This window comes from Myroides odoratus (genome assembly GCF_965118575.1).
In the GTDB taxonomy this organism is placed as follows: Bacteria; Bacteroidota; Bacteroidia; order Flavobacteriales; family Flavobacteriaceae; genus Flavobacterium; species Flavobacterium odoratum_B.
In genome coordinates this window covers 39,577-63,228 of record NZ_CBCPHW010000009.1, presented here as the reverse complement: position 1 = coordinate 63,228, position 23,652 = coordinate 39,577, and the positions used below count along the sequence as shown (strand labels likewise).

Sequence of the window (23,652 nt, the reverse complement as noted above, 5' to 3'; positions counted from 1 at the left end):
GTTTTTTTATGCCTATTGTCAATCAAAATATTCCTTGTGCTTCGCAAGTTGAAATAAAAGATTTATTTTTACCAGAAATATAAAAGATCGATTGATGCAACCTATCTTAGAAGTTCAGAATGTAGAAAAAACATATTCTGATAAAGTAGCCTTAAATAATGTGTCATTAACCGTTCCGAAAGGATCAATTTACGGTTTACTTGGCCCCAATGGAGCAGGAAAAACATCCTTAATCCGAATTATTAATCAAATTACCTATCCCGATAAAGGACAAATTATTTTGGATGGTCAGAGGTTAAGTCCCTACCATATTAAAGACATTGGCTATATGCCAGAAGAAAGAGGACTGTACAAAACAATGAAAGTTGGTGAACAAGTCCTGTATTTAGCACAATTAAAAGGATTGAGTAAAGCTGAAGCAAAGGAACAACTGGATTACTGGTTTGACAAATTGGATATCAAAGGGTGGTGGAACAAAAAGATCCAAGAACTATCTAAAGGTATGGCTCAAAAAATACAGTTTGTAGTTACGGTATTACACAAACCTAAATTATTAATATTTGATGAGCCTTTTTCAGGTTTTGACCCTGTGAATGCCAATATTATTAAAGATGAAATTCTAGAACTCAAAGAAAAAGGAGCTACTATTATATTCTCAACACACCGTATGGAAAGTGTAGAGGAGATGTGTGACTATATAGCACTTATCCACAATTCTAATAAATTGATCGAAGGACGTTTAGTTGATGTAAAGAGAGATTTCCGTACCAATCTATATCAGGTAGGTATCCTATCGAGCGATGTACATCGATTAATGTTTGAATTATCTCAGAAATTTACCGTTTTCCCTACTTCGTTTAAGTCTTTAAATGATGAATTACAATTGGAAGTAGATTTAGGTCAAGCAATGCCTAATGAACTCTTACATATCTTATCAAACAATGGGCAAGTAACCCATTTTGTTGAGAAATTACCAACAGCAAACGATATTTTTATTCAAACTGTAAGCAAATAACTATGAGTGTTTTAAAACTAATTATAAAAAGAGAATTTATCGCAAAAGCACGCAATAAAGCGTTTATTGTGATGACTTTTTTAGCCCCACTTTTCTTTGTAGGTATTGCAGTGCTGATTGGATTTTTGAGCACTATGAAGTCAACAACCAAAGTGATTGCTATTCACGATGAGAGCGGAATTTTTAGTTCTGATTTTGAGAATTCGGAAGAATATGAATATCAAAACCTCACTGTAGTTCCAATTGCCATTTTAAAGGATAGCGTTTTGGCTGAAAAATATGACGGCTTGTTGTATATCCCTAAACAAGATCAGATCAAAGCCTATGAAAATTCGATTTACTATATTTCCAATGAAAGCCCAGGAATTGCTTTTATTAGTAAAATAGAATCTATTGTTGAAAATAAGGTTTCTAGCTTAAATTTGATTAATAAAGGAATTGATCCTAAGATTATCAAGGAAAACCAAGCAGAAGTTAATCTACATTTGGAAAAAGCATCTGGCGAACAAACGGTAAAAGGATTGAATGAAATTAAGATTTTTATCGGATCTTTATTTGGATATTGTATCATGATGTTTATTATTATTTATGGAAATATGGTGATGCGTTCTGTAATAGAAGAAAAAACAAATCGAATCATTGAGGTGATTATTTCTTCAGTTAAACCTTTTCAACTGATGATGGGCAAAATTATTGGAACCTCGATGGCTGGGTTATTGCAGTTTTTAATCTGGGGAGTTGTAGGTGGAATCTTGATGTTAGTAGCGACCTCGGTTTTTGGATTAAGTGCGGGAGTGGCTAATGCTGAGACTGCTCAAATGGCAACAACACTCTCTCCTACAATGATGGCGAATATTCAGAATTATTATACTGAAATAACAAGCTTACCTTTATTGTCGTGGTTTCTCTATTTTATTGTTTTCTTTATTGGGGGGTATTTTTTATACAGCTCTTTGTATGCTGCAATTGGTGCCGCTGTAGACAATGAAACGGATACGCAACAGTTTTTATTCCCTGTGATGTTGCCGCTGATGTTAGGGGTTTACATCGGATTTTTTACGGTGATTAAAGATCCTCACGGAACGGTAGCCACTGTATTTTCAATGATTCCATTTACTTCTCCTATTGTGATGTTAATGCGAATTCCTTTTGGTGTTCCAGTTTGGGAAATAATTGTATCTATTGTTCTATTATTTGCTACTTTTTTATTAGTAGTGTGGTTTGCTGCAAAAATCTATCGCATCGGTATCTTGATGTATGGTAAACGCCCTTCGTGGAAGGAACTATACAAGTGGTTGAAGTACTAATTAGGGGGTGACTAAACGAAAAAAAGTGTATGAGTAAAGAATCAAAAATTTTAATTGTAGAAGATGAAGCCGCTATTCGCCGTGTTTTAATTCGAATTTTAGAGGATGAATCTCCAGATTATAAAGTGGAAGGCGCAGAAGATGGTGCAGAGGGGTTGCAAAAAATCATCCACGAAGATTATGATTTGGTCATTTCTGATATTAAAATGCCTAAAATGAGTGGAGATGAACTACTTGTTGAAGCAAAAAAAATAAAACCCGAAACTGTTTTTGTCATGATTTCTGGTCATGGAGATTTAGAAACAGCCATCAATACCATGCGATTAGGGGCGTATGATTATATTTCCAAACCACCAGATTTGAATCGATTATTAACTACGGTTCGCAATGCCTTAGATACGAGTAAATTAGTGGTAGAGAATACGATTTTAAAGAAGAAAGTATCTAAGAAATACGAGATAATAGGGCAAAATGAATCCATTCAGCAAATTAATGCGATGATTGAGAAGGTGGCTTCAACGGATGCTCGTGTTTTAATTACGGGATCCAATGGAACTGGAAAGGAGTTGGTTGCTCATCAGATTCACGCACAAAGTCAACGTGCAGTCAAACCTTTAATTGAAGTTAATTGTGCTGCTATTCCTTCAGAATTGATTGAAAGTGAATTGTTTGGGCATGTTAAAGGGGCTTTTACATCAGCAGTCAAAGATCGACCAGGTAAGTTCGAATTAGCGGATAAAGGAACCATCTTTTTAGATGAAATTGGCGATATGAGTCTATCTGCTCAAGCCAAAGTATTACGTGCTTTACAAGAAGGCGTAATTACACGTGTGGGAGCTGAAAAAGATCAAAAAATTGATGTACGTGTATTGGCTGCTACGAATAAAGATTTGAGAAAAGAAATAGAGGAAGGGCGTTTTAGAGAAGATTTATACCATCGATTGGCGGTTATTTTAATTAAAGTACCTGCTTTGAATGATCGAAGAGATGATATACCTTTGTTGTTGGAGCATTTTGTAAAGCAAATTGCCACAGAACAAGGAACAGCGCCTAAAAAATTCACCTCAGAAGCTATTGCTTTATTACAGCAATACGATTGGAGTGGAAATATAAGAGAGTTGCGCAATGTAATTGAGCGACTAATTATTTTAGGAGGAAACGAAGTAACACTAGAAGACGTAAAGCTATTTGCTACAAAATAATATGAAATTAAAAAAAATACACCCAGTTTTACAAAACAACTTGAATCAACATGGTTTTGTTGAACCTACTATATTGCAAAAATCTACTTTTGGACGTATTAAAAGCGGACAGGATTTTGTGCTCATCGCACCTAAAGAGGAAGGGAAAACAACGGCTTTACTTATGGCTGCTTTGCAACGTGCGGATGCACCTGTTGACGATATGGTATCAACCCGTGTCTTGTTAGTTGTAAGAGATAAGTTTGAAGTAGAACGCCTAGTAGAAGAATTTGATCGATTGGGGGATAAAATGGGCATACGTGTATATGGCGTACATGATTATACCAATTTAGATGATGATAAAAATCAAATGTCTTTGGGGAATGATATTCTTATTGGAACAGCAGAGCGATTGAATTTAATGTTTAGCGGTGCTGGATTTGATGTCAATCAATTGAAAATGTACGCGATTGATGATGTAGATCAACAATTGAGAAGTCGATTAGAACCGCGTTTATATCGATTGTCAGAAAGCATTGGAAAAACACAACGCGTTTACTTTGCTACCAACTATGTTGAAGCATTGGATATGTTTGTAGAAAAAACAATGGCTGAAGATGTAGAATGGCTAGATTTTTACGAAGACGACGAAGAAGAATAAAAAAATATGGGGGCGAAGTGATTCGCTCCTTTTTTTGTTTCACAGTTTAGGTTTTGCTAAACGGAATCTCAAGTACTAATACAAAAAATAAATGGTCAACATGATAAGGCTGTATACAATAAGTAGCACAAGTAATGCTGCTTTTCTCCTAGTAAAGGCTTGTGTAAATCGATGTTTATAGAAGAAATAATCCCTGCAAAATCGAAGGATAATCACTACAAAAGCAATGAGAAATGAGAAATGTAATACGGTTGTGATAGCTTGTAGAGAAGCTAAATTTGAACCTAAGAATAAGGGGGATAGAAAGTGTAATAGCATGACAGACTGTATTTGGTACCAATTTTAAAAATACAAAAAAAAAGTAGGCTATAAATACGATCTTCTTAAATTGATTATTTTTCTTTCTAATTAGAATAATCTTTTCATCTTTGTGGAATATATAAATTTGTTCAATTTTATCCCATACCTAAAAAAACATGGAGTTCTTCGATTTTATCTTTCATATTGATCAGTATTTACACACGCTTATAGCAAAATACGGCTATTGGATTTACGTTATTTTGTTTTTAATCATTTTTGTGGAAACAGGACTCGTTATTATGCCTTTTTTACCTGGAGATTCCTTGCTTTTTGCTACAGGAATGCTAGTTGCCCAATCAACAGAATTGGATATAACCTTGGCGATTGTTTTATTGCTTATTGCCGCGATTTCTGGCGATTCCTTGAATTACTTTTTTGGCAAGAAAATAGGTATGAAAATGACCAAGATTCGCCTCTTTGGCAAACAAGTTATCAAAGAAGAACACCTAGATAAAACCCATGCGTTCTATGAGAAATATGGAGAGCGAACTATCGTAATTGCTCGATTTATACCAATCGTACGTACATTGGCTCCTTTTGTAGCAGGCGTAGGAAGCATGCGCTATAGCGTGTTTATGACGTATAATGTGATTGGAGGTATAATCTGGGTAGTAGGGTTAACTTTAGCTGGTTATTTTTTAGGGAATCTCCCTATAGTAAAAGACAACTTTTCTAAAATTGCTTTGTTGATTATTTTTATTTCTATCTTGCCTATTATATATGAGTTTATTAAAGCTAAACTGAAAAAACAAAGCTAAACCATTGTTTAGTTCATTTTATACTTGGTCTCTTTATAGGTCAATTGACATAAGATGAAAAATGAAGCATAACTACAATTTTAATTCGTTATTGAATCGACAAAGTATTATACTATTATTTATATGAGTATACTAAAAAATATTTTTGCTAAAAAAGAGAATCCGATTTACACACCGCTAGATTTTTGGAAGTGGTTTCAAGATAATGAACAAACCTTTTTTAAAGTTGTAAAAGAGCGTGAGGCTATTGAAGAACAATTTTTTGATCGCTTGGCTCCCAAATTACAAGAATTAAAAGAAGGGATTTATTTTCTTTCGGGTATGATGGATGATCAGGTAGCGGAATTAATCTTTACACCGGATGGAATCGTCAAAAATATTGCTTTTGTAGAAGATTTAGTACAAACGGCACCCCAACTACCTAATTGGAAATTTACTGCCTTAAAACCAGCCGTAGATATCAATCGATTTAATATTCGCATGAATAACTATGAGTTTTCAAAAGAAAAAATAAATTTCTATCCCATTGAAAATTCTACTTATCCAGATGAGATAGATTTGGTTCTTGTGTACGATGATTTTGTAGAAAGTGATAAAGCGATTATTGCGAATGGCATTTATATTTTTTTAGATAATTTCTTAGGTGAGTTAAATGCAATTACTTCCATTGATAATTTAAAAGTAATTGGACCAGAGCAAGTAGAGGCAGAAGTAATCTCAATTTTAAAACTTAAAGATTATTTAGTTTGGCGAGAGAAAGAATGTATTGAAAAACATGAAGAGACACGCTACAATACAATAAATGATTCTTACGTGGGATTAGAAGCTACTTTAGAAAACGGAATGCCTTTAATTGCCTTAATTAACCGAAGTATTTTAGATTGGGACAACAAAGCTTCTCATCCTTGGATTGTTCGCGTTGAAATTGCTTATAAAGCTAATAAAAAGGGCTTTCCAGATGAGGTAACCTACCAATTACTGAATCAATTCGAAGATGAATTAATTGCGATTTTACCAGATGCTGAAGGATACCTCAATTTAGGAAGAGAAACGGTTGATGGTAATAGAGATCTTTTCTTTGCCTGTAAAGATTTTAGAGATCCAGCTAGAGTAGTAGAACAAATGAAAAAAAGGTACCAAGATGATTTCAAAATTGATTACACGATTTATAAAGATAAATATTGGAAATCTTTTGAACGGTATAAAAGATAATGAAAAAGCGCTATTCTACTTTAGAATGGCGCTTTTTTTATTAACTTGTTTGATGCCAGTGATAGGTTCCATCTAACCAATAGAGCAATCCACTTCCACAACTTTCAGGTACACTGAGGTGTAAGCTCTCATAAGGGAGTGTTGTTTTTTCATCTTCTGGAACATCTTCTTCAGAACGCAAATCACCATTATCATCAGTTACTTCATAAATAACGGTGTTTTTTTCTGCAACCGATACGTCTTGTGCCCACGTTAAGTCAACCATATCTTCGGGTAATACATTATACATAGCACCTTCTAATGGACCAATAATATCAAAATTGCCATTGCCTTTTTGAATTGTAATGCCGTACTGGTTGTCTGAAGTAGATTTTACAATTTGTATGTGATCTGGTTTTCCATCGCCATCAATATCTAAGGTGATTGTATTAATTTTATGGTCTGGAGACAAAACAAAAGAAGGTTGTTTGTCTTCAGGGATACTCACTTGTTTTTTAATAGAAGTAGGTGTTTCATTATCTTTGGTTTCCGTTTTGTCCTGACAACTTACTGCTAGTAGGCAAGCAACAAAAGCACTTAAATATGTTTTTTTATTCATGAATAGTTTGTTTGTATATTTTATAAGATTTCAAACGGATAATTTTCTGCTAATCGAGGGTGTATCTGATTAAGTACCGCATTGAATGCAGAAGCTATTTTTTCAATAGGATAATCTGCCTGTAACGAATCATCTAATTGTTGTACGACAAATGCCATTTGCAACCATTGTACAAAGTTGATATTCATCGCTTGTAAGGGGATAGGGTCTTGGTCATGATCCGCAAAAAATATTTGATTTTCTTCATCTATTAACCAACGGTCTCCTTGTCCATCACCTGCGAATACCCAATGTGTTGAAAACGTTTTTTCATTATTTTCAAGAGTAGCTTCAACTGCATTAAATAAAAAGGTTTCTGAGGATAACTCTAGCGTTTGTATACGAGTAACTAGCTCTTCATATAAAGGCGGAAATGAAAAGGTTATAGTGGGGGGAAAGCTTTGTTTAGTAGAACAATCCGCTAAAATTATTGCTTTGATCTCCTCAAGGTCTAAAACTTTAAATGCAATTTTCGAGGTATCTTTATTGAGTTCTTTGGCTTCATCCCAGCAAGAAACACAAACAATTTTGTGTTGACAATCCATGAACCATTGCTCCCGATCGGCTTCTGTTTTCGTTTGACTCCAGGCCTCTTCACAAGTGTTACACCAAGCATCTGGTCTCCCTGTATCCCCAGAATCGTATTTGTGAAAACCAATGGATATTCGATTGAGTAAACTATGAGCTAGATGTGTACACAATAATGCCATCTCTTGTTGACCATGTTTGGTGCATTCGATGTGTTTTTGTTGCATGGATTTAAATGCGATTTTAATTAAAGGGTGTATTCTCTTATTTATTTCGAGTTAAGTTTTGCGAGGTTCATTCACGCTTCTATTTCATGAACAATCCTGTTTTTATACTCGGATTTAAATTAGTTGTTTTGTTTCATTTTGGCGGTGTATATATAGCCTAGGGCATATCCTAAACTAGGAATAATAAAGGATAAAAAAGTATTGATTACTAAAAAACTGAAATCTGAAATAAGAGAAGATTCGATTAACATATACCAGTGGGAATTAAATCCTAACATTAGAAAAAAGATAAACAATGAAGAATTATCTGACCCGAAAAAAGGAACATTACTAATACCTCCATTTGTTATGAGAAAGGCAAGGAGTAACAGAACATTAACAATAAAAGGCCATAAAACGGTACGATAGCTTTTAAAAGTTAAAGCATTAAAACAACTTGCAGTTAGAATTAAAACAAAAGCTAAGGATAAGATAATATATAAGTATCGCGTATCAGCATCGTTGTATAAAAAGACTAATACTCCTAGTAAAGCTGAAGTGTAATAAGTTAATAATGAAGTGTTTAGTTTTGGTAGATATAATTTCATAAGATTTTTTTTGGCTTTTGTGAAGATAACAAATAAATAAAAAAAAGCTGTTATTCTTTTGAATTTTAATAAATTACTTTCAATTTTAGAAGATTATCTCAGTAAAAACCACTGGATATACCTTCTTGTTGGTTTCTGGAATTTAAAGCGTACATAAAAAATTTACTATCCATTTGCTAATTCCAGCAAGAGGCATTTTCTCTTCGGATTACTAGATGGAAACTTGAACTACCTAACTCTTTTCCTTGTTTTTAAGGACTAAATTCCCTTGTTGTGTTGGTCTATGAGCCTCTTTTTTTAGTTGTCTCTGTAGCTTTAGTAAGTTAAATGTAAAAAAATCTGCTCGGTATAACCCAAACAGATTTTGTACTTCTATTGTTTTTTGAAATCGTATTCCTAATTTATAGCTTGGTGTTCGACTCTCAGTATACGACCTTCAACTTCAATGTCATACGTGAATATACTTGTTGTTAGCTCATAGATAGAAACTGTTCTTTCAAATGCGATTGTCCCATCTTCATTTCTGGCAATCAAGGTTCTTGCTGTTCCACCTAAAGAAACATACCAATCTCCTTGGGAGCGAATATTGGTTTTATCACCCTATGCTTTAATTAAAAAAGTTCCATTAACATATTTTCCTTCCTTGTTTTAGGGAAATAAGCTCCCTGTTAATTATTCGTTTTCGCATTATAAGTAAGATATGAAAAAAAACAATCTTCAAGAAAATCGCTTGTAGTATTGCTATTACAAGCGATTCAGAACAAAATTGTAAGTAATAATATAGTTGTTTTTCAAAGCAATTCAATGTCTTTTTCTTAAACCAAAAGTAGAACTGTTTGACAAAATGAGAAATCCCTATTTCTAGTTAATTTTGAAAGGTAATGCGTTAAGTTGAAAACCAGTTGATTCCTATACACTTTATTCGTTTGGTAAATGGAGAGAGAAAATAAAATAATAAATAGAGGCTTACGTGCATTTATTCCTACAAAAGCGATGCTATTTATTGGAGAAATAATTAAGGAACTGTTATTTAATTCTTACTTTTGCGAACCTAGTATTTGAAAAAATAGAATATGAATCTTACTCTTTTTCGAAAAATCGTTCTCCATGGACTCCTGTGTTTTTTGTTTTTCTTTTTGTTATTTGCCCTGGGGCGATTCGTGTTCTTAATTAGTTACGGATCTTCAGAGGTATTTGACAATGAAAAACTGGAAATAGTAGAGGCTTTTATTGTAGGGGCGCGCTTTGATGTGTCAGCCATTTGCTATGGTTTTTTACCGTTACTTCTCTTTTGGTTGACGGCTTTGTTTATACCCAAAAAGACAGAAGTAGCTTTTAATAAAGTATATGCTGGTTTTGTGCGGTATTACTTATTATTTGTTGCGCTAGTTTTTACAACCTTGATTCTTGTTGATTATTTTTTCTATCAATTTTTCCAATCTCATATCAACCTTTTGTTTTTTGGTATTTTTAATGATGACACAAAGGCTGTTTTAACTTCTGTTTGGAAGGATTATCCCTTGTTTTCTATTGCTTTGGTATATGCTGTTGTTAGTGTAAGTTGGCTTTATTGGAGTAAGCGAATGAAGAAAAAAGTAAATCAATCCGCAAAATACAAAGCTAAGGTTTATGGCTTACTGGGTCTTTTGATATTTCCGTTGTTCTTTATAGGGATGAGAGGAAGTGTAGGCGTATTCACTTTGAGAAGAGAACATACCAATATTTCAAAAAATGAATTTGTAAATTCGTTGTGTTACAATGCTTTATATTCGTTGAAATTTGCTAATTCGGAAAGAAAAGAGAACGCAATCACCCCGAATATAGAAAAAGAATTACAGGCGAATGGATTTACTACTGTAGAAGATGTTCAAAGGAGTTACAAAGGCGAACATGAACGCGATTTGTTTGATTCTAATTTGTTTACCCATACCAGTCATAATGAGTTCTTAGCTCAAAATCCACCAAATGTAGTTTTCTTGCAAATGGAAAGTATGAGTAATCATTATTTTGATTTGAATAGTGAAACTTTAAATCTATTAGGGGATTTAAGTGAAGAACTACCCAATCTTTACTATTTTAAAAATAGTTTATCTGCCTATAATGGAACGATTCAAACGTTGGAGGATTTTATACTAGGTACGCCAAAAACGATAATCTCTCAATCCGTCTATTTTGACACCCCTTTTGCCAGTTCAATTGCTTTGCCTTTTAAAAATAAAGGGTATCAAACCTATTTTTTAACAGGCGCAAGTATTTCATGGCGAAATATTGACAATATGATCAAGCATCAAAAATTTGATGTTATTCAAGGGAAAAACTTTATCGAAGAGAAATATCCAGATGTAGAAGAATTTGCTTGGGGAGTTCACGATGGCTATTTATTTGATTATATCCAAGATCTTTTGAAAGAATCAAAAGGACCAAAATTTATCTTTGGATTGACCATTAGTAACCATACTCCTTTTGAAGTGCCTGCTTACTATAAAAAGAAAAAGATTACGATGAGTGAGGAGATAAAAAATAAAATTCGCGTAGATGAAAAAACGGCCTATGCTAATTTTTACTCCCACCAGTATGCGGCTTCTGAATTGGCTCGATTAATTAAAGAAATAAGAAATTCGCCTTTAGGTGAAAATACAATTATTGTTGCATCCGGGGATCACAATATCCGTCAAGTATTTGAATATACACCTGAGGAAGGCTTCTTGAAAAGAAGTGTACCCATTTTAATGTATATACCAGAAAAATATAAACCCGCTTTTTTTGATACAACCGTATTGGCTTCACATAAAGATATTTTTCCAACCATTTTTAATTTAGCCTTGTCCGATGCTACTTATTTCTATACGGGTGACAATCTATTTGACCCTGCAGTTGAAGATAGATTTGCATTAAATGATTATAATTTTATTGCGGATGACCAAGGCGCTATTTCAATTGAAAATAATCAACCCTATTATTATACTTGGGTCGATCAAGAAAAGAGGAAGTTAAAGGTAGGAGATAATTCTTCGAGTCATGCCTTTTATTTGCAAACTAAAATGCAAGCATATACGGTAATGAAAACGGTGGAAATTTATAAAAGTATCAATCAACACCAAAAAAGAAATGAATTGCAAAAGAAGTAGGTGTTGATTTAGTTTTGTGTTTACAACAAAAAAAGGATCAATCACAAAAAAAACACATGAAAAAAGAGATTTGGAAAGGGCCCAAATCTCTTTTTCGTTATGAAATATCTCAGCAAAATTGCTTTGATGCTTTTGTCATAATCAATTAATGCTTGTGTAGAAAAGCTTGTCTGGTTAAAAGTGTTTCTTCACTTTCTACGTGATTGTCATCAGGAATACAACAATCAACAGGACAAACAGCGGCACATTGAGGTTCTTCATGAAAACCTTTACATTCCGTACATTTAGAAGGAACAATATAGTAAAACTCATCAGAAACAGGATCTTGCGCATCATCTGCATCAACTTCTGTTCCGTCAGGTAAAACTACCTTCCCTCTTAATGCGGTACCATCTTTATATCTCCAATCGTCAGCTCCCTCGTATATTGCAGTGTTTGGGCACTCAGGTTCACAAGCACCGCAATTTATGCATTCGTCAGTTATAATGATTGCCATAGCTTATATTTTGTTTTATATGTATTAACTTTGCTACAAATTTACACCCAAAACATTTCACAAACAAATCAATATGGATTTAGAAGCTAAAAAAAAAGCATTCGTAGCCTTAGGGAATTTTTTAAGACAATTTACTGCGAATGAATTTGTACCAAGTGAAGAAGTTGAAAAGAACGATACTTTTTTCTCCTCATTTGAAGCTTTAATTGAAACATCTGTACATTACAACGGATGGTTTGTCAAAGAACAAGTTCTTGTAGCCGTTAAATCTTGGGCGGATGCATTAACAGAAAAAAATATTACAAAGTGGTGTTCAAATTATGATTTTTCACGTGAACCCTTAAAAAAAGTAGGTCTGATCTTAGCAGGTAATGTTCCTTTAGTAGGTTTTCACGATTTAATATCGGTCTTGCTTTCTGGAAATATAGCACTTGTTAAACTGTCATCAAATGATCAAAAACTCCTGCCTTTTCTAGCTCAATATTTACAAGTAATCGAACCTCAATTTAGTGAACGTCTTGTTTTTATAGATGGAAAAATGGAAGGATTTGATGCCGTAATAGCAACAGGGAGTAATAATACGGCACGTTATTTTGATTACTATTTCAATTCAGTACCTCATGTGATTCGCAAAAATAGAAACTCAATAGCCCTACTTACTGGAAAGGAGACAGCAGAACAACTTACCGAACTAAGTAAAGATATTTTTACCTATTATGGATTAGGTTGTCGCAACGTATCTAAATTATTTGTGCCGAGAGGTTATAGTTTTGATGCTTTCTTTCAAGGAATGTATGCACAAAAAGAGGTAATTTACTATGAAAGATATGCTAATAACTACGACTATAATAAAGCCGTTTTCTTAATGAGTGAATTTAAATTGTTAGACAATGGGTTTTTAACGCTTAAAGAAGATGCCTCTTATGCTTCACCAATTTCATCGGTGTATTATGAATATTACGATTCACTAGAAGACAGTATTAAAATCTTACAAGAGAATCACGAAAAAATACAATGTATTGTGTCTGATGGTTTAACGGATGATAGTATTGCATTTGGACAAACGCAGCAACCCGAACTTTGGGATTATGCAGATCAGGTAGATACTCTTGAGTTTTTGCTAAAACTATAAAACATGAAAGCAGTACATAACTTTTGTGCAGGTCCTTGTTTATTGCCACAACCAGTATATGAACAAGCTGCTCAAGCCATTCTCAATTTTGAAAATACGGGAATGTCTATTTTATCCATTTCTCATAGAAGTGCAGCGTTTATTGCTGTATTAGAAGAAGCGAGACAATTGGCTTTAGAATTATTGAAGTTAGATACTAAAGGGTATGTTGCTTTATTTTTACAAGGCGGAGCGAGTATGGAATTTTTGCGTATTCCCTATAATTTGATGAAGCAAAAAGCAGCTTATATCAATACGGGAGTCTGGTCAAGTAAAGCCATTGAGCAAGCAAAAATGCTAGGTGAAGTAAATCTTGTAGCAAGTTCAGAAGATCAACAGTTTTCCTATATTCCCAAATCGATTCAGGTATCAGATCCCGTAGATTATGTGCATTTCACATCTAATAATACGATTTATGGAACGCAGTTTAATTATATTCCTCAAACGGACGCTCCTTTGGTTTGCGATATGAGTTCAGATATTTATTCTCGTGAATTTGCTTATGATCAAATTGATTTGATTTATGCTGGAGCACAGAAAAATATTGGAGCAGCAGGCGTGAGTTTAATCTTGGTTAAAGAAGACATTCTCGGAAAAACCCAAAGAAGTATTCCACAAATGTTAGACTATCAAGAACATATTGCCAAAGATAGCTTGTATCATACCGCCAATGTATTTGCCGTTTATACCTGTTTGTTGAACTTGAGATGGTTGAAACAACAAGGAGGCGTTTCGGCTATTGAGATAGTAAATAATCAAAAGGCGGCTCTATTATATCAAACCCTTGATGAATTAGATTTTGTTCAAGGAACAGCAGCAAGAGAAGATCGATCAAAAATGAATGTAGTTTTTACCTTTAAAAATGAAAGAATGAATGCCTTATTTGATCAACTTTGTGAGGAAGCTCAAATTAGAAATATAAAAGGTCACCGTGCTGTCGGAGGATATAGAGCATCACTGTATAATGCTGTTACTCTAGATAGCGTAACCGTTTTAGCATCTGTTTTAAATCAGATGAAGGCGTTAGTTTAAATGATAAATTGAGAAGAAAGAATGAGAGTATTAGCGAATGATGGAATACCCGAAAATATAAAAGAAACCTTAGTGTCTTTGGGCTTTGAAATCAAAGAAGTAAGAGTAGCACTCGAACAATTGGTAGCCTATACCCAAAAAAATGAAATTGAGGTTTTGTTACTTCAACAAGGAACCACATTGAATAAATCAATTATAGATAAATTGCGACACCTAAAAGCGATAGTTTTTTCTGGTGTTATAGTGAACTTAGAACTAATTGATTGCATTAAAAGCAATGGAATAGCCGTAATTTGGGCAGAAGAATCTTTAGCTAACGCAACTGCAGAACTTGTAATTGCTCATTTATTTAGTGGAGCACGATTGTTGCAAGAAGCAAATAGAAATATGCCGTTAGAAGGAGACACTACATTTAAAACGCTACAACAAGCGTACAGTTCAGGCGTAGAAGTGTCGGGTAAGACACTTGGAATCATCGGTATGAATTTAGCAGGACAATTTCTTGCGCAAAAAGCATTAGGGTTAGGTATGCATGTTGTATATACGGATTCAGTGACTCAACATATCAAAGCGGAATTTGAATTGCCAAATGGACTTGTTTTTCCAGTAGAAATGGATGCTCTTCCCATGGATGAGGTCTTAGAACAGGCTCATTTTATATCGGTTCACACCAAGTATTTTCAGCGCTATATCGTAAATAAAGAGTCTTTTGGAAAAGCGAAAAATTTAATTGGAATCGTCAATTGTGCCTATCCAGAAGCGATTAATGAAGTTGATTTAGTGGATGAAATTGATAAGGAAACTATCCTTTTTGCGGGATTAGATCGCTTTGAAGAAGAACCACATCCCGCAATTCAAGTCTTGATGCAACCCGCTTTTTCATTATCGCCAAATATAGCCACAGCCACACATGAAAGTCAACATTTGATATGGAACGAAATAATTGTTAAAATACAAGATCTGATCAATTAATTAAGTAGATTTATCAAAACAAAACAAGGAATATGGTAGAGCAACTAACAAAATTAATTGAGCAAGTAAGTGCCAAAGAAATAAGCGGAACAGCTATTTCGGGTGATCTAGTCAATGCGGTTACACAAGAAACAGGAAATAGTATTATTACTGGTTTTAAAGATAGTATTAGCAGTGGAAATATTGGAGGATTAACTGATCTTTTAAGTGGAGGTGTAAGTAATTTAACTTCAAATCCAATGGTATCGGGAATGATTGGAAATCTGATCACGGGATTGACAGATAAAATTGGATTGCCAGAAAGTGTAGCGACAAACTTTGCGGATTCAGTTGTACCCTCTGTAATAGAGATGCTAGTTTCTAAAGTACAAGGAGGAGAAAGTGGTTTTCAACTAACGGATTTGATTAGTGGATTGAGTGATGGAAAAGGAGGCGGAATAAAAGATTTGTTAGGCTCTTTAACAGGAGGGAAAGAAGGCCTAGGAGGCATTTTAGATTCTTTAAAAGGATTATTCTAGTAGAGATAAAATAAAAAAATAAAAAGGTTATTCAGTATAGAGTAACCTTTTTTTGTTAACTTGAATACCAACAAATAAAAGAATATGTTAACACAGGAACTACTGAAAGATTTTCTAGTCTTTTTGAAAAAACCCCATACTACCCCATTGATTTTGAGTAATAAACAACGTTTCGTTCAGACGATTCGCTTATGGAGTTGTTTATTCATCTTTATTATCTTTGGAGGTGTTATCCTTGATTCCTTGATTGATGTTCCCATGCATGATCGCTTTCAAGAAGTAATGGATCAAATTGGCCTCTGGGGATTTATTGGTTTTGCAGTGCTTTTAGGGCCTTTATTGGAGGAAATAACCTTTCGTTTGGCCATGCGTTTTCAATTGAGGTATATCCTCATTGGCGCAATAGCTCTGACCCTTTATATTGTACAAGCAACTTCCTCTCTGATGGAAAAGTTTGCTAGTGATGGACTCTATTACTTATATAGCTTCGCGGCGATTGGTCTTGTTACTTTTATCGCTATATGTATTAAATATAAAAAGAGCATGGCTTCCGGATGGGTAACCTATTTTCCACTTATATTCTATGTCTTATCTTTTGCATTTGCAATGATACACATCTTTAATTTTGAAGAATTTCCTTTACGCGTTATTGTATTAGCACCTATTATTACTTTACCACAATTTATTTTGGGACTAGGGATGGGGTATTTGCGTATGCGTTTTGGTTTTTGGTATGGTTGTCTATTTCATGTTTTAAATAATAGTTTTGCGTTAAGTGTTTATTTACTTTTAGGGCAATAAATAAGAATAAAAGATAATATAAAAAGAAGCGTATAATTTTTTACTTTTGTTTCAAATTATAGAAGTTATGAATAGCATTCACTGGCATACAAAAGCATTTGAAGAATTAACATTGGATGAGTTGTACGATATTTTACAATTGCGTACGAATATCTTTGTGGTTGAACAAAATTGTCCCTATCCAGAATTGGATGGAAAGGATAAAAGTTGTTTGCATGTATTTGCTACCCAACAGGGAAAAGTAATTGCGTATGCTAGAATTGTACCTCCAGGCTTGAGTTATAACGAAATTTCAATTGGTAGAGTGGTGGTTCGTCCCGAATATAGAAAAGATGGATTAGGGAAAATTTTGATTGATTTAGCAATCGATAAAATTGAAGAAGAATTTGGTCCACAAGCTATACAGATTGGTGCTCAGTGTTATTTGAGAAAATTTTATGGTTCGTTCGGCTTCGAGTCTGTTTCAGAAGAGTATTTAGAAGATGGGATTCCCCATGTAGATATGATACGAAAAATATAAAAAAATCCTGATTATCAAGTTATAGACATGCCCCAAAAGTTTAGACACTTATCGGGGCATTTTTTATACTTGTTTTAGTTTCCATTTCCCTCTTTTAAACGCAATAAAAGCGAGGATTGCTATCAATATTTCTGCGGCTGGTATGGCGATAAATACGCCTTCTGCCCCCCAATTAAAATAATAAACCATGGCATAGGCAAAGGGAATTTGAAATACCCAAAAACCAACAAAGTTAATTAAGGATGGGGTTAATGTATCACCTGCTCCATTAAAGGCATTCATTAGAGTCATGCCAATCCCATAGATAATAAAGCCACTGGCACCAATATACATAGCTAAAATAGCAACCGATTTTATATCTTCTTGTGTGGTAAATATAGAGGTTAATACGTTGGCCATCGAAAAGAATAAAATAGTTACAATAAGCATATAAATTACATTGTATTTTAAGGTAATTCGTACAGATTCGGCAGCACGTTCAGGATCTTTGTTTCCTAAATGCTGTCCAACTAAGGTAGAGGCAGCATTACTTAGTCCCCAGGCAGGTAAGATGAAAAAAATCATCAAACGCAAAGAAGTTAAAAAACCTGAAGAACCAACCTCCCCACTGCTTTGTGCAACAATTTTAGCGAGTATCACCCAACTACACGTTGAAATCATATATTGAATGATACCTGGAACAGCAATTTTGATGATGTGCCATACTTTATCCCATTGCATTTTAAAGTAGTGAAGTTTGAGTTGAATCAGTGAATTTTTGTGGGTTAGATAGTAAACTTGATACACAACCCCCATGCTTCTCCCGATAGCCGTAGAATACGCAGCACCTTCCAATCCCATTTCTGGGAAAATCCACCAACCCCTTACCAGAATAGGACAAAGAATAATATTGAATAAATTACCAAACCATAAGCTTTTCATCGCAATGGCTGCATTTCCAGCCCCTCGAAAAATTCCGTTGATTAAGAATAGCATCATGATAGAAACACAGCTTACCAATAAGATGCGGGTGTATCCATAGCCATAGTCTGCAGATTCCTCTGAGGCTCCCATCCAAATTAACCAATCTTTGGCATAAATAAATCCAAAAACGCTCAACACTATCGTAATAATCGTTGCAATAGTAATCGCTTGTGCCGCGTTTATTGAAGCTTGTACTTTGTCTTTTTCACCTATGCGGCGTGCTACTATTGCTGTAGCTGCCATACTAATCCCAATACAGATAGCATAGATAATAGAAAGCATGGATTCCGTTAAACCAACGGTTTGAATGGCATAAGCACTTTCTTTTAAATGTCCAACAAAATACAAATCAACTAAAGCGAATACAGACTCCATTAACATTTCGAACATCATGGGAATCGCTAATAATAAAACGGCTCGATTAGTTGGTATTTGGGTTAAATCAAGATTTTCATTTGAAAAAGACTGTTTTATTAAAGCACAAACAGCTGTTATTTTTTGTATTTGAATGGTCATAGTATTTCAAAAAAAGTATGCAAATGTATTGTTTTATTTAGAGGGGAGGAGGATAAATTATTTAAAAGGCTTTGGTACTATTCAAGTTGAAGTATCTTTGCCTGATGTTAGAAATACTTTATCAAGACGAATATCTTGTGGCTATTAATAAGCCACGTGATTTATTGGTTCATAAATCTTTTATAGCCAGTGATATTCAAGAATATGCCATCCAGATTCTACGCGATCAAATCGGTCAATATGTATATCCAGTACACCGTTTGGATCGCAAAACTTCAGGGGTACTTTTATTTGCCCTAGATAAAGAAGTTCTAAAACAATTGAATGCCATTTTTGCAACACGGCAAATAGAAAAAAAATACATTGCGATTGTACGTGGTTTTACACCCGAGGAAGAAACCATTGATTATGCATTGACCAATGATAAAGAACAAGTGCAAGAGGCAAAGACTTATTATAAAACACGGCAAAGTGTTGAAGTTGCTATTCCTTTTGGTAAGCACGATACTTCGCGGTATTCTTTGGTAGAAGCGTATCCTGAAACAGGAAGGCAACATCAATTGCGCAAGCATTTTAAACATATTTTTCACCCTATATTAGGCAGTAGGCCACATGGTTGTAATAAGCAGAATAAACTGTGGTTGGATCAGTTTGGATTAACAGCGATGTTATTGCATGCGCTAGAATTGTCTTTTGAACATCCCATTACAAAAAAACAAATCCATCTCAGAGCAACAATAGATGAACAGTATAAAAAGTATAATGCGATTCTAGGTTTTGATCTCGAAGCGTATTTTGAGTGAAAATGTAGTATCTAACACAAAAGCTCAGCAATGCTGAGCTTTTGTGTTAGATAGGATATGCGTTAAATTTCGCTTAACTTATCTAAAGTATAAATAATTAATTGATCCACTGCTGCATAAGGATCTTCAGAAAAAGTACCATTAGCTCTATTGGCAATAATGGTGTTTAATGAAACAGCCTGATGGCCTAGTAATTTAGCTAAACCATAAATAGCAGAGGTTTCCATTTCAAAGTTGGTAATGCGATACGCTTCAAATTTGAAATTGTCAATCTTGTGATTTAATTCTGGATCTTGAATACCTAAACGCAAAACTCTTCCCTGAGGACCATAAAAACCACCTGCTGTTCCTGTAATTCCCTTAAAGGTTTGTGCACTGCTTAATTTTTCTTCTAGCGATGGGCTATTTTGAATGAAATAAGGACGTCCTTTTCTTAAATCCCAATTCGTATGCTTAATGAAGGCTTCTTCCATTGGGTAATGTGTGATGTCTTCAATTAAATAAGAACGCATCATATTGTCAAGTCCTAATCCATATTGAGACAAAACAAAGCTGTTTACGGGAATATCCGCTTGCAAAGATCCTGATGTTCCAATGCGAACAATATTCACTGAAGTAAGCACTTCTTTTATTTCTCGTGTTTCTAAATCAATATTGAATAAGGCATCAATTTCATTCATGACAATATCAATATTATCTGGGCCGATTCCCGTTGAAATAACTGAAAAACGCTTGCCTTTATAAGTACCGGTATGGGTTTTGAATTCTCTTTTTTGCGTTGAAAACTCAAGGGTATCAAAATGCATTGAAATTCGATCTACTCGATTTTGATCTCCTACAAAAATGATATTCTCTGCTAAGTGTTCGGGTTTTAAATTTAAGTGATAGACACTACCATCAGGATTTAAAATGAGTTCGGATGATTTTATTTTCATATTTTTTATTTTTTAACCGCCTACACGTTTTACTTTGTAGCCTTTTTTTTGTAAGTATTCCATGATTTTGTCGCGAAAATTACCTTGTATGATAATCTCACTTTCTTTAGCACTTCCTCCAACTCCACAAAGTGTTTTTAAGTCTTTAGCTAAGGTTTTTAAATCCTCTTCATTTCCTTCAAAACCTTTGATAATCGTAGCAATTTTACCGCCTCTGTTTTTCTTGTCTAAATGAGCTTCTAGTCTTTGTTCTTGAGGAGCAAGGGTTTCAATGCCATCTTCTTGACTGAATTCAAAGTCTTTATTCGTTGAAAAAACAAAACCGCCTAGGTCTTCTAAACTGCTGATTTTTTTTGCCATTATTTTAAATTGGTTTTAGGTATCTAATTGTATCGATGTGATTCAAAGATAATAATTTAATGCTTGTCTTAAAAGCATTATTGATTAGAAGTAAAGGAAGAAATAAGGGATAGATAGCTAAGGATTTACAAATCAAGGATTGACCTAGTAGCACTCTATTCTATTGATACTATAGCACAAAAGATAAAGGGAGTTTACGAGGAAACTCCCTTTGGCTTGTGGTACTTATTTTATTAAACCTAATTCAACTAAACGTTGGTGTAAAAACGCACCAGCAGTAATATCGTCAAACTGTTTAGGGTGTTCTGCATCGATGCAGTTGTCTAAACAATTTAAAGGCATATTGCTAATAGGATGCATAAAGAATGGAATAGAAAATCTCGAAGTTCCCCACAATTCTCTTGGTGGATTTACTACTTGGTGAATGGTAGATTTCAAACGGTTGTTTGAATGTCTAGCTAACATATCCCCAACATTAATTACTAATTCATCTTCTGCAGCGATGGCGTCAATCCATTCGCCTTTGTGATTTTGTACTTGTAAGCCCTTGCCTTGGGCTCCCATTAAAAGGGTAATCAAGTTGATGTCACCATGAGCCGCTGCGCGAACTGCATTTTTTGGCTCATCTGTAATAGGAGGATAGTGGATAGGACGTAAAATGCTGTTTCCATTTTTGACAAATTTGTCAAAATAAAACTCTTCAAGTCCCAGGTAAATTGCTAAAGCTCTTAAAACATAAATACCCGTTTTTTCGAGCATTTGATACGTTTCTTTTCCAATAGCATTGAATTGTGCTAATTCTTCAACCTTAACATTGGCAGGGTAATTTTTTTCTAACTCGGGGTTGTTTTCAACATACTGTCCAAAGTGAAAAAATTCTTTCAAGTCCCCTTCAGATCTTCCTTTTGCATGCTCTTTACCAAAAGATACATAGCCTCTTTGGCCTCCAATGCCAGGGACTTCATATTTCTTTTTGGTTTCAAGCGGAAGGTTGAAAAAATTGCGAACTTCTGTATAAAGATTCTCAACTAATTGATCCTCTAAGAAGTGTCCTTTTAATGCTACGAATCCAATTTCTTCGTAGGCTTGGCCGATTTCATTTACAAACTTTTGTTTACGTATCGGGTCATCCGATAGGAAATCACGTAAGTTAACACTAGGAATGTTTTGCATTGTCTAAGTTGTTATGTGCTCTTACTGTTTTTAGAAGAAGCAAAAGTAGATAAAATTGCTTATAGTATGGAACTATAACATTTATTTAATAGGTAGAACTCATGAAATAGGTTACTGTTTATTCGAACCAAAATATGTTTTTTATATAAATATTCACAGAATACTAAAAAAAAGTGAAATTAATTTCAGAAGAACCTTGGTATTGCGCGATTTTTGGCGAATTTGAATAAGTATTTTTGGGACGTAATATGAATTGTCTGAAATTTTTTTTAAATTTAGGTAGAATTAAAAAAAATAAATATATGAAATTACCAATTGTATTAAAATCAAACGAATTTGTGGTATTAGTGACTGTTGATATAGATCCAAAGTACGAATTGAAAGAGATGGATCCTTTTTATGCTAGTTTACCCAAGAGTTTTAAACCAATTTTTCAAAAGAAAGCTAATTCAACCATTCGCGTGTATTGTATAAGTAATAATGAAGAAGACTTGATGTTTTGTTTGCGTCAAACTGGATATAAAACGACTTTGCTGTAAAAATGATACCTGTTCATGAACGAAAAGCTAATCCCCCACTTTTTTAAAAACTGTTTCCCTTGTGGTGTAAACAGTTTTTTTTTGTCTCATATTGGGGTGGTTAACCCCAGTTATACACTTAGTTGATGTATTTCGTATTTGGATAAGATGCAAAAGGAGGGGGATTTTTTTTTGTTTTGGGTTTTTATTAAGGGGATAGAGTATAAGGTGAGTTAAAAATGTTAATTACTCCTAACAGGGTCTTTTTACGCGGGTTTTGGTTTAATTGTTAAATTATTGGTTCTATTCATTATTTTTTAGTCATATTATTTTTTTATCAATAAAATTTTATTTAAATTTATACTTGAAATTCTAAAATAATGAATAATAAACGTTAAATTATTACTAAATAAAAAAAGTTGGTTTTTTTTGGTATGTTGTTTGGGTTTATCTTTGTAACGTAAAAGATTGAGAATATGATATTGGCTTTAACTGTTTCATTGTTTCCCTCATGTGGAAGTGATAATTTAACTGAAAAAGGACAAAAAGAAAATGATACAAAGCAACTGGATCTACTTAAAAAAGAAGATTCAGAAGGAGTGTTTTTTAAGATTCTAGCACAGGATTCTTTACAAACGATTACAATAACCAAAAAATCGATTGTTTATGCTAGTTCAAAACCCAATGCGAAAATTGTTTTTCCTTATGAGGAACCACTAATTGAAGGGGAAGGTAGAGTATATAGGTCCGCTACCGCAAATGAAAAAATTGAGATTGTTATTTATAAAGATGACAGTGCTCGTTCTTTTTTAGATGGTAGATTTGATCATTCTGTTGCTGTGAGTTTAACTAAAAAAGATGGAATTGCAACGGATTTTGCTTGTTTTGGCCATTATATTTACGATAAGAAATTATCGGGAAATTGGGTTTTTAAAGCTTTCGAGAATAAGAGAATTGAAGAACTGGGTATCAATCAGATTCCACTCGTTTGTATAGATGTAAATACGCGTAGTTTTTCAGGAAGTGGAGGTAATCATATGATTTATGGAGATCTTCGTTGTGAAGGAGATAGTATTGCTTTTAAAATTGTCTTATCTCCAGACTATGTTTCCTTGAATGAAAGTAAAGAAAAAGAATTGTTGGAAATTCTGGAAGAATGTGATCGCTATGAATTAAATGGCGATGATTTAAATTTGTTTATAGGTGAGGAATTAAAATTACAATTTTTTAGAGATACTTATAACGTATAAAACGAAGGTTAATAATTTTAAAT

Annotated in this window: 24 protein-coding genes; 16 read left to right on the top strand and 8 right to left on the bottom strand. The window is 33.9% G+C overall.

The window, feature by feature from the left end; all coding sequences use genetic code 11:
* The first annotated feature begins 94 nt into the window (after positions 1–94).
* The 6 genes from ACMHJ2_RS09155 (at position 95) to ACMHJ2_RS09130 (ending at position 6,494) form a co-directional block, all read left to right on the top strand.
* On the top strand, positions 95–1,015 hold the full coding sequence (locus tag ACMHJ2_RS09155; RefSeq protein ID WP_413512593.1) for an ABC transporter ATP-binding protein: 921 nt from the start codon (positions 95–97) through the stop codon (positions 1,013–1,015).
* Between the two features lie 2 nt (positions 1,016–1,017).
* Positions 1,018–2,322: an ABC transporter permease gene (locus ACMHJ2_RS09150; protein ID WP_413512592.1), complete on the top strand. Its 1,305-nt coding sequence runs from the start codon at positions 1,018–1,020 to the stop codon at positions 2,320–2,322.
* A 29-nt stretch (positions 2,323–2,351) separates the two neighbouring features.
* On the top strand, positions 2,352–3,524 hold the full coding sequence (locus tag ACMHJ2_RS09145) for a sigma-54-dependent transcriptional regulator (protein ID WP_413512591.1): 1,173 nt from the start codon (positions 2,352–2,354) through the stop codon (positions 3,522–3,524).
* A 1-nt stretch (position 3,525) separates the two neighbouring features.
* Positions 3,526–4,164, top strand: a complete 639-nt coding sequence (locus ACMHJ2_RS09140; protein ID WP_413512590.1) for a DEAD/DEAH box helicase — start codon at positions 3,526–3,528, stop codon at positions 4,162–4,164.
* A 476-nt stretch (positions 4,165–4,640) separates the two neighbouring features.
* The gene (locus ACMHJ2_RS09135; RefSeq protein WP_413512589.1) at positions 4,641–5,282 is read left to right on the top strand and encodes a DedA family protein; all 642 of its coding nucleotides are present in this window, start codon (positions 4,641–4,643) and stop codon (positions 5,280–5,282) included.
* Between the two features lie 123 nt (positions 5,283–5,405).
* Positions 5,406–6,494, top strand: coding sequence for a DUF695 domain-containing protein (locus ACMHJ2_RS09130; protein ID WP_413512588.1), 1,089 nt, complete (start codon positions 5,406–5,408; stop codon positions 6,492–6,494).
* A 40-nt stretch (positions 6,495–6,534) separates the two neighbouring features.
* On the opposite strand, the gene ACMHJ2_RS09125 is transcribed toward ACMHJ2_RS09130, so the two are convergent.
* The 3 genes from ACMHJ2_RS09125 to ACMHJ2_RS09115 form a co-directional block, all read right to left on the bottom strand.
* Positions 6,535–7,092, bottom strand: a complete 558-nt coding sequence (locus ACMHJ2_RS09125) for a hypothetical protein (RefSeq protein WP_413512587.1) — start codon at positions 7,090–7,092, stop codon at positions 6,535–6,537.
* 20 nt (positions 7,093–7,112) lie between these two features.
* Positions 7,113–7,886, bottom strand: a complete 774-nt coding sequence (locus ACMHJ2_RS09120; protein WP_413512586.1) for a hypothetical protein — start codon at positions 7,884–7,886, stop codon at positions 7,113–7,115.
* Between the two features lie 119 nt (positions 7,887–8,005).
* Positions 8,006–8,473: a hypothetical protein gene (locus tag ACMHJ2_RS09115; RefSeq protein WP_413512585.1), complete on the bottom strand. Its 468-nt coding sequence runs from the start codon at positions 8,471–8,473 to the stop codon at positions 8,006–8,008.
* Positions 8,474–9,546: 1,073 nt separating this feature from the next.
* On the opposite strand from ACMHJ2_RS09115, the gene ACMHJ2_RS09110 reads away from it, so the two are divergent.
* Positions 9,547–11,601 carry an LTA synthase family protein gene (locus ACMHJ2_RS09110; protein WP_413512584.1) on the top strand — a complete coding sequence of 685 codons (2,055 nt, stop codon included), beginning with the start codon at positions 9,547–9,549 and terminating at the stop codon, positions 11,599–11,601.
* Between the two features lie 145 nt (positions 11,602–11,746).
* On the opposite strand, the gene ACMHJ2_RS09105 is transcribed toward ACMHJ2_RS09110, so the two are convergent.
* Complete coding sequence (locus ACMHJ2_RS09105) at positions 11,747–12,097, bottom strand: 4Fe-4S dicluster domain-containing protein (RefSeq protein ID WP_413512583.1); 351 nt, start codon at positions 12,095–12,097, stop codon at positions 11,747–11,749.
* A gap of 73 nt (positions 12,098–12,170) precedes the next feature.
* On the opposite strand from ACMHJ2_RS09105, the gene ACMHJ2_RS09100 reads away from it, so the two are divergent.
* The 6 genes from ACMHJ2_RS09100 (at position 12,171) to ACMHJ2_RS09075 (ending at position 17,111) form a co-directional block, all read left to right on the top strand.
* Entirely contained in the window at positions 12,171–13,229 is a 1,059-nt protein-coding gene (locus tag ACMHJ2_RS09100; protein ID WP_413512582.1) for an acyl-CoA reductase, read from the top strand.
* Between the two features lie 3 nt (positions 13,230–13,232).
* Entirely contained in the window at positions 13,233–14,300 is a 1,068-nt protein-coding gene (gene serC, locus ACMHJ2_RS09095; RefSeq protein ID WP_413512581.1) for a 3-phosphoserine/phosphohydroxythreonine transaminase, read from the top strand.
* A gap of 21 nt (positions 14,301–14,321) precedes the next feature.
* Positions 14,322–15,272, top strand: coding sequence for an NAD(P)-dependent oxidoreductase (locus ACMHJ2_RS09090; protein WP_413512580.1), 951 nt, complete (start codon positions 14,322–14,324; stop codon positions 15,270–15,272).
* Positions 15,273–15,304: 32 nt separating this feature from the next.
* Positions 15,305–15,790: a hypothetical protein gene (locus ACMHJ2_RS09085; protein ID WP_413512579.1), complete on the top strand. Its 486-nt coding sequence runs from the start codon at positions 15,305–15,307 to the stop codon at positions 15,788–15,790.
* A gap of 84 nt (positions 15,791–15,874) precedes the next feature.
* Entirely contained in the window at positions 15,875–16,591 is a 717-nt protein-coding gene (locus ACMHJ2_RS09080) for a type II CAAX prenyl endopeptidase Rce1 family protein (protein ID WP_413512578.1), read from the top strand.
* 67 nt (positions 16,592–16,658) lie between these two features.
* Positions 16,659–17,111 (top strand): GNAT family N-acetyltransferase, encoded by a 453-nt coding sequence (locus tag ACMHJ2_RS09075; protein ID WP_413512577.1) that lies wholly within the window; start codon positions 16,659–16,661, stop codon positions 17,109–17,111.
* Between the two features lie 63 nt (positions 17,112–17,174).
* Here ACMHJ2_RS09075 and ACMHJ2_RS09070 read toward each other — a convergent pair whose 3' ends face one another.
* Positions 17,175–18,590 (bottom strand): MATE family efflux transporter, encoded by a 1,416-nt coding sequence (locus tag ACMHJ2_RS09070; RefSeq protein ID WP_413512576.1) that lies wholly within the window; start codon positions 18,588–18,590, stop codon positions 17,175–17,177.
* Positions 18,591–18,694: 104 nt separating this feature from the next.
* On the opposite strand from ACMHJ2_RS09070, the gene ACMHJ2_RS09065 reads away from it, so the two are divergent.
* On the top strand, positions 18,695–19,393 hold the full coding sequence (locus ACMHJ2_RS09065; protein ID WP_413512575.1) for a pseudouridine synthase: 699 nt from the start codon (positions 18,695–18,697) through the stop codon (positions 19,391–19,393).
* A 62-nt stretch (positions 19,394–19,455) separates the two neighbouring features.
* Here the strand turns inward: ACMHJ2_RS09065 and ACMHJ2_RS09060 are convergent, their stop codons facing one another.
* The 3 genes from ACMHJ2_RS09060 to ACMHJ2_RS09050 form a co-directional block, all read right to left on the bottom strand.
* On the bottom strand, positions 19,456–20,328 hold the full coding sequence (locus tag ACMHJ2_RS09060; RefSeq protein WP_413512574.1) for a nucleoside phosphorylase: 873 nt from the start codon (positions 20,326–20,328) through the stop codon (positions 19,456–19,458).
* Between the two features lie 12 nt (positions 20,329–20,340).
* Entirely contained in the window at positions 20,341–20,688 is a 348-nt protein-coding gene (locus tag ACMHJ2_RS09055) for a translation initiation factor (protein ID WP_413512573.1), read from the bottom strand.
* Between the two features lie 225 nt (positions 20,689–20,913).
* On the bottom strand, positions 20,914–21,861 hold the full coding sequence (locus tag ACMHJ2_RS09050) for an isopenicillin N synthase family dioxygenase (RefSeq protein ID WP_413512572.1): 948 nt from the start codon (positions 21,859–21,861) through the stop codon (positions 20,914–20,916).
* 302 nt (positions 21,862–22,163) lie between these two features.
* Between ACMHJ2_RS09050 and ACMHJ2_RS09045 the strand changes: the two genes are divergently transcribed.
* Positions 22,164–22,400, top strand: coding sequence for a hypothetical protein (locus ACMHJ2_RS09045; RefSeq protein ID WP_413512571.1), 237 nt, complete (start codon positions 22,164–22,166; stop codon positions 22,398–22,400).
* Positions 22,401–22,855: 455 nt separating this feature from the next.
* Positions 22,856–23,629, top strand: a complete 774-nt coding sequence (locus tag ACMHJ2_RS09040; RefSeq protein WP_413512570.1) for a hypothetical protein — start codon at positions 22,856–22,858, stop codon at positions 23,627–23,629.
* Positions 23,630–23,652: the final 23 nt, after the last annotated feature.